Origin of the sequence: Corynebacterium sp. MSK122 (genome assembly GCF_030229435.2) — a bacterium.
Classification (GTDB): domain Bacteria; phylum Actinomycetota; class Actinomycetes; order Mycobacteriales; family Mycobacteriaceae; genus Corynebacterium; species Corynebacterium marquesiae.
The window spans coordinates 1-4083 of the sequence record NZ_JASPHV020000047.1 but is presented as its reverse complement, the minus strand read 5'-3'; the positions used below and the strand labels follow the sequence as shown (position 1 = coordinate 4083).

At 49.0% G+C, this 4083-nt stretch carries 4 protein-coding genes and 1 pseudogene; 4 read left to right on the top strand and 1 reads right to left on the bottom strand.

Going from position 1 to position 4083, the window contains the following annotated elements; genetic code table 11:
* Positions 1–273: 273 nt before the first annotated feature.
* Positions 274–612: a hypothetical protein gene (locus tag QP934_RS11315; RefSeq protein ID WP_248099347.1), complete on the top strand. Its 339-nt coding sequence runs from the start codon at positions 274–276 to the stop codon at positions 610–612.
* Here QP934_RS11315 and QP934_RS11310 read toward each other — a convergent pair.
* Complete coding sequence (locus QP934_RS11310; protein WP_248099345.1) at positions 609–908, bottom strand: hypothetical protein; 300 nt, start codon at positions 906–908, stop codon at positions 609–611. The genes QP934_RS11315 and QP934_RS11310 overlap by 4 nt on opposite strands.
* A gap of 109 nt (positions 909–1017) precedes the next feature.
* On the opposite strand from QP934_RS11310, the pseudogene QP934_RS11305 reads away from it, so the two are divergent.
* The 3 genes and pseudogenes from QP934_RS11305 to QP934_RS11295 all read left to right on the top strand — a co-directional run bounded on the left by QP934_RS11305 (position 1018) and on the right by QP934_RS11295 (position 3933).
* A pseudogene (locus QP934_RS11305) lies at positions 1018–1732 on the top strand (IS6 family transposase).
* Between the two features lie 585 nt (positions 1733–2317).
* Positions 2318–3202: an ABC transporter ATP-binding protein gene (locus QP934_RS11300; RefSeq protein ID WP_248099344.1), complete on the top strand. Its 885-nt coding sequence runs from the start codon at positions 2318–2320 to the stop codon at positions 3200–3202.
* The gene (locus QP934_RS11295; protein ID WP_239206184.1) at positions 3199–3933 is read left to right on the top strand and encodes an ABC transporter permease; all 735 of its coding nucleotides are present in this window, start codon (positions 3199–3201) and stop codon (positions 3931–3933) included. The genes QP934_RS11300 and QP934_RS11295 overlap by 4 nt, the downstream gene beginning before the upstream one ends.
* The last annotated feature ends 150 nt before the right edge of the window (positions 3934–4083 follow it).

The following is a 4083-nucleotide window of genomic DNA, read 5'->3' as shown; positions in this document are numbered from 1 at the left end:
ATATTTTCCGCCAAGATGCGGTCCTCTACAAGACGGACCACACGATCCTTCGCATCCTGGTCAAATTTTCTTGGCATATTCCAGATTTTCCCATCTACTCAAACGGAACAAAACCTGGGACACTTCATAGTACTTATAGCGCAATGTATTAACGTGCGTCACGCTCAGTACCTTTTCTGTACACTCCGTATGTGGCTTGAACCCCACGGCTTTAAAGTCTGAACTTTTACGCTTGATGAGGAAACATCGAATGATGGAATATCAACTCGCTCTTTGAATGCAGGTGTATGCACTGGAACATTTGCGAATCACCAGGTAGAAGCCGGAGGAATTGTCTCTTATGGATTGCATGTCCGGTGTACTGGAACTGGGTTTCTTCCTTTAAGCGCAAAGATCAGGCTTCAAGAAGAACATCTCGGAGCTGTTTATGAGACCGTAGATGAAACCTCTAAGAATCTTACTGAGGGTGGCTACGGATTTGTTCGTGGAGAAGCGATCTGTGACCCAACTACTTCAGGGCATGATTATCGAATTGATGGAGAGATTTTTGTAGGAAAGCATCATGACTTTGGTATCTCCAAAGAAGTCCATCTTCCATGCAATGTGAACTAATTACTCTGTATAAGCCAGGCTTTTAGTTCCTCCTCTGCGCGCTCACAACCACCTGGGTAGTTTTCGTTCAGCTCTTCAGCCACGGAGTCAAAGATTTTCTTAGCGATAGCCTCAGCATGGTCAGGTTGAAGCTGCCCTCTTAAATCATTTAAGGGGGCAGAGAGAGTGGCATAAGGACTGGGGCGTAAAGAATAAGACCGCATGTCAGCGGCATATATTCGAGGAGTTGTCCCCAAAAACTGAGATTCAAGGACGACGTTTCCGAACACTAATGACGATAGGTTTTTCTCTTCCATAGTCGGCAGTTTACGGAAAATAAGGTGTGTTAACTGCCGACTTATTCAACTATGGGGTGTTGTTGCAAAGTTGGGGCAGTAGGAAGGGCGACGTGAAATAGTCACAGCCATGGGTATCTTCTTCGGTCGTCATTTCCCCCGTGACATCATTCTATGGGCAGTGGGTGGTACTGCCGCTACGGGGTGAGCTACCGCGATCTGGAGGAAATGATGACTTCAGCGGGGCGTGCCGGTCGATCACACCACGATTCTCACCGCTGGGTCCAGAAATACGCCCCTGAGCTGGACAAGCAAACACGGTGGTACCGGCAGGTACCTGACTGGCAGGCCAGTTCTTGGCGGGTGGATGAGACCTATATCCGGGTCGGCGGCAGGTAGTGTGCTACCTCTATCGGGCGATCACCGCCGGTGGCCAGACCTTGGACTTTTACCTCTCTTCGAAGCGAAACGTGGCCGCAGCGAAGTGTTTCCTGGCCAAGGCCGTCAGATCCAATGCGTCAGCCGGGTATCTCAGAGTGATCAACGCCGATAAAGCACCCTCCCTTGCCAGGGCAATCGCCGAGTTGAAGTCAGAGGGAATCTGCCCGCCCACAGTGGAACACCGGCAGGTGAAATACCTCAACAACAGCCTGGAAGGCGACCATGGTCGGCTGAAGCGGATCCTCGGGCCGAAAGGCGCGTTTAAGAACCGGACATCTGCATATCGGACGTTGAAAGGGATGGAGGCGATGCACTCATTGCGGAAAGGGCAAGGCGCGATGTTTGCCTACGGGCAACCGAACCCGGACGCGGTGATCGTCAACCAGGTCTTCGAGACGACCTAACAACGCCCACACGCAGCGGCCATCAGGGAATGAGAAACTGAGTCTTCGCTGCTCTCCGCCCAACTTTGCAACAACACCTGTTCGGAAAAGCTAATCCAGCTGCACGGGGGGCGTGTTGAAATGCTTCCGCCGGCTGGAATGATGGTGGGTGCTATTTTGGCTGGGCTGTTACTGGAGTATTCCGGTTTCTTATCGGTGACAGTTACTTTTATCCTCGTGTCAGTCGTAGCAGTACTTACGCTCTTTGCCCTGGGTAAGAACTCCATTGCGATAGGCGTTAAACAGCGGTGAGCGATTATATATTCGACCTTGATGGGACTATTTAATCAGGTGAGTACGCTTATTTGTCGATGGTAAATATGGCAAGCAGCAAAGTTACTCCCGACGTGTCTACTTTCCGAGGGTCAGGCCCACAGTTTACATTGGTGTCCAAACCGTAATGCTGTTTATGACCATGATCAGCAAAGCGTTGAGAATGCTACTATCGCAATCATTCTCGGATGATGACATTGCACATCTCGACTGCTTTAACGTCGTCCGCTGTAAGTCTAGGCAGCTTCGTCGTCAACTAAAGGACAGTGGGTCATGTCAGAACTTGTACGACTAGAGCGTCTTTGTAAGACCTACCCTAATCAAGAAAAGCCCGCAGTCGACAACGTTTCTCTAAGCATCGACAGGGGTAGTGTCTACGGTTTAATTGGGCGCAACGGTTCAGGAAAAAGTAGCTTAGCTCGTATCCTCACCGGCATACTACGCCCTACTTCCGGCCACATTTGGATAAATGAAAGCAGAGATGCGTCCGCAACCACTCACTGGCAGAGGTCAAACGTCGCATATTTGTCGCAATCTCCGCTAGCCCTAAACACCATGACTGTAGAGGAATCAATGAATTTCTTTGGTCGGCTGTACGGGACGAAGTCATCGAACAAGCAGCAGAAACATCTCCTAGAAAAGCTAGGCATTCTTCGATTCCGCAATCGAGAGGTGAGATCGCTATCTGGTGGACAAAGTAAACTTGTCCAACTTGCAATCGCTATCTCCTCAAACCGCCCTTTCGTCATTCTGGATGAGCCCACGAATGAGCTGGATGCGTTAAATCGCCGTCTAGTATGGGACGAAATTGAGGCACTCTCTCATAAGGGAGTTACCGTATTGGTAATCACTCATGCAGTTTCCGAAGTTGAATCCTGCCTAACTCATCTCGGAATTATGGATAAAGGGCGGCTCATTGCCAACGGCACGGTTAACCAAGTCATGCAAAACGTTCAAAATAGACGAACCATTGCGTACCGCACTGAGTCCAATAGTGATAAAAGTTCAGAACCTTGCGAGCAGATAGTAGGTGTCGACGAAGTTCCGAGAATTGTCTCGAAACTATGTGACGAAGGAGCCGGCGATATTACTATTAGCTCACCCAATCTCGAGGATGTTTTTGTCAACCTAATCGCATCCCAAACGAATGAAGCATGAGTAACACCTTTACGTTTACACGCATACAGCTGACTAATTGGCGCTGGTCTTGGCCGTCCATGCTGCTTACTGGGATTGTCGTTCCTGTTCTAATGTCCTTAGGGCTTGGTGTGTACGCACAAAATTTAGGTGGGGCCGCCGTTGAGTACGCTGTTATTGGTGGTCTATCTTTTTCTTTGCTATTCGAGTTGCAGGGTAAAATTGCCACCAATATTTCCTTTATGAAGGCGAATGGAGCTCTAGATCAACTAGCTGCTACTGGGGCAAAGCGCCTCCAGTTTGTTGTGGGGAGCTTTATCGCCTTTAGTCTCTTAGCTACTCCTTCACTGCTCATAACTCCAGTTGCGGTAGTTAAGATTCTCGGGCTTTCTTTATCTCCTTCTTTCACTATCATTCCAGCCCTATTTTTTGCTGGTTGTGCTTTTCTTTCTGCCGGAATGATAATTGGAGCATTATGTTCCAGCCTTGAGCAGGCATCTTCCATCTCATTGTTATTGGCTATTACGCTGCTAAGTCTCGGCCCGGTTGCCGTTCCTGAAGACTTGTTGCCTTCGTGGCTTCAGATAGTGGGAGAAGCCAACCCGGCTGTCCACATAAGTGAAGCCATTAGATACGGCCTCTTTGGCGGCGATGGAATCCCCTGGGTATCCATAGCATATTTAGTAGGTGTCACTGCCATCTTGCTTATTGGTGCTGTGGTTTCTCTACCCTGGCGGCATAAACGGGAATAAAAGTTTTTCCACACACAAATAATTTGACGCTGATAATGGGAATACAGGATCGGAACCACGTGGAATGACCCACTTCTTGACTGGCCATGATCTCCTCATGTGCCTTCAGCGTGATCTGTCTTCCATGTTAGTTCCGACCCTGTACCGCAA

Bases quoted from the DNA above. Each gene is read 5' to 3' on its own strand.
- QP934_RS11310 (WP_248099345.1), bottom strand. From the start codon at position 908: ATGGAAGAGAAAAACCTATCGTCATTAGTGTTCGGAAACGTCGTCCTT.
- QP934_RS11300 (WP_248099344.1), top strand. From the start codon at position 2,318: ATGTCAGAACTTGTACGACTAGAGCGTCTTTGTAAGACCTACCCTAAT.
- QP934_RS11295 (WP_239206184.1), top strand. From the start codon at position 3,199: ATGAGTAACACCTTTACGTTTACACGCATACAGCTGACTAATTGGCGC.